Source organism: Effusibacillus consociatus (assembly GCF_042652925.1).
Lineage (GTDB): Bacteria > Bacillota > Bacilli > Tumebacillales > Effusibacillaceae > Effusibacillus > Effusibacillus consociatus.
Genome location: NZ_JBHSHC010000071.1, coordinates 1 through 2,028, shown reverse-complemented (window position 1 = coordinate 2,028; position 2,028 = coordinate 1). Strand labels below are relative to the sequence as shown.

Annotated in this window: 3 protein-coding genes; 1 reads left to right on the top strand and 2 read right to left on the bottom strand. The window is 48.3% G+C overall.

Annotated elements, in window-relative coordinates; all coding sequences use genetic code 11:
* Window positions 1-187 (top strand): hypothetical protein (locus ACFO8Q_RS09195; RefSeq protein WP_380025475.1); only part of this gene is annotated, 187 nt, incomplete at its 5' end.
* Window positions 188-283: 96 nt separating this feature from the next.
* Here ACFO8Q_RS09195 and ACFO8Q_RS09190 read toward each other — a convergent pair.
* Window positions 284-433 (bottom strand): hypothetical protein, encoded by a 150-nt coding sequence (locus tag ACFO8Q_RS09190; protein ID WP_380025474.1) that lies wholly within the window; start codon window positions 431-433, stop codon window positions 284-286.
* A gap of 39 nt (window positions 434-472) precedes the next feature.
* Window positions 473-1,663: an acetyl-CoA C-acetyltransferase gene (locus ACFO8Q_RS09185; RefSeq protein ID WP_380025473.1), complete on the bottom strand. Its 1,191-nt coding sequence runs from the start codon at window positions 1,661-1,663 to the stop codon at window positions 473-475.
* Window positions 1,664-2,028: the final 365 nt, after the last annotated feature.

Genomic DNA, 2,028 nt, shown 5'->3' with positions numbered 1-2,028 from the left:
GAAAGAAATCGAGTATCCTCGCACCCGCCGGTGCGTCAAGACCAGTGTTCAATCAATGGATAAGGCATCGACCTTGAACACCAACACTCGATTTCTGGAGGCTCGCCGTCAATGGCGGGTGACATATAAAACGAAACTCTATGAAAATAGCTCTAAAATGAAGGTATGTCCAAATAAGCGGGGTTAATCCGCTTAGGATCTCTCCACCAGTTGCCTGTCAGCTACGAGGCGACTTGGCTCTTACCTCGACCGGACTCACACCGGCTAGTTGTACCTAGCTTGGCTAGGCGCGCGGAATAAAAAAGTCTCTTCGATTTACAGCTGCATATTGCAGCTTCACAAGCACTTCGCCCTTTTTCGGGGTAGGGATCTCCACCTCTTCATACCGGAGCTTTTCCGGACCTCCGATTTCTCTTAATACGGTCGCTTTCATTTTGTATCCTCCTTGTATGTGGTGTTTCGCCTGCATCTGTTAGCGCTCCACCGCTTCAATAATCATGGCAATGCCTTGGCCCCCGCCGATGCAAAGGGATGCAAGCCCGTATCTTTTTCCCTGATTCTTGAGCTCTAAAGCCAGTGAGTATAAAATGCGTGCACCGCTAGCCCCCACCGGATGTCCCAAGGCAATGGCTCCTCCGTTTACATTTACCTTCTCGCGATTTAACCCCAATTCTTTCACAACGGCAAGCGATTGGGCGGCAAATGCCTCGTTTACTTCAATTAAGTCAATATCGTTTAAGTGGAGCCCCGCTCTTTTGAGTGCAATTTGGATCGCCGGAATAGGTCCGATCCCCATAATGCGCGGTTCCACTCCGGCAATCCCCCAGGATACGATTCTTGCCAAGGGAGCCGTTTCTTGATTCTTCTTTAAGTAAGATTCTTCAACAATCACAACCGCAGCAGCGCCGTCGTTAATTCCACTGGCATTTCCGGCCGTTACCGTCCCGTCTTTTTTAAAAGCAGGTTTTAATTTGCTGAGCGCTTCAAGGGTCGTCTCTCCTTTAATATATTCATCCTCTGAAATGATCTTGGGATTTCCCTTCTTATCGGTTAAAGATACGGGAGCAATTTCCTGCTTAAATCTTCCTTCCTTCTGTGCCTTGTATGCCTTTTCCTGTGACTCGAGAGCGAATTGATCCTGCTCGACACGGCTGATTTCGTATTGTTCAGCCAAGTTTTCCGCTGTATTGCCCATTCCACAGCTTGCGTATTCATCCGTTAAGGTGGCCCAAAGCATGTCATCCACCTCCGGCGGCTTAAGGCCTGTTCCGAATCTCGCTCCTCTTAGAACATGCGGTGATTGGCTCATGTTTTCCGTTCCTGCCGCCAAAGCTACCTGGGCGTCACCAAGAAGAATGGATTGTGCTGCCGTAACAACTGCTTGCAATCCCGATCCGCACAAACGATTCACGGTTAATGCAGGGGCTTCCATCGGAATCCCTGTATGTAGGGCAATATGCCTGGCGATATAAGAAGCATTCTTAGAGGTATGGATAACGTTACCGACAAAAACATGATCAATGTCCTCCGGCTGGACACGGCTTCTTTCCAAAGCCGATTGACTGGCGATTGTCCCCAGTTCCATCGCCGACACATCTTTTAACACCCCGCCAAAATTTCCAAAAGGGGTTCTTGCTCCGCCTACTATATATACACTTGTCATTTTTCAATTCCTCCCACTATAAATTAATGTTTTCTCGCATTTTCTCACTCAATCTCAAAATTCCAACCAACGACACCCTTAAGGGATGGAGAAGAAATGTATTTTTGTTATATTTTTCTGGGATAAGCCGTTGCGGGAATAGAGATTGGCGTATGGTTTCCAATCTATGGATCCTGACGATATGATCGCACCTTGGATGTCCACATCTTTCCCTTGCGGTTTACCCTCCCATGTCACACTGGGTCTAAGCCCTCACATTCCTTCGTTCTACCTCTCAAGGGGTGGATGCCGCTTGTTGCTCCTTTACTGGGTCGTAGCCCTTACGGTGATGATTCTGCGGCTTCTCCGTGCTTCCGTTGTCTTTG

Excerpts from the sequence above, each read along its gene's own strand:
- ACFO8Q_RS09185 (WP_380025473.1), bottom strand. The coding sequence starts at position 1,663 with ATGACAAGTGTATATATAGTAGGCGGAGCAAGAACCCCTTTTGGAAAT.
- ACFO8Q_RS09190 (WP_380025474.1), bottom strand. The coding sequence starts at position 433 with ATGAAAGCGACCGTATTAAGAGAAATCGGAGGTCCGGAAAAGCTCCGG.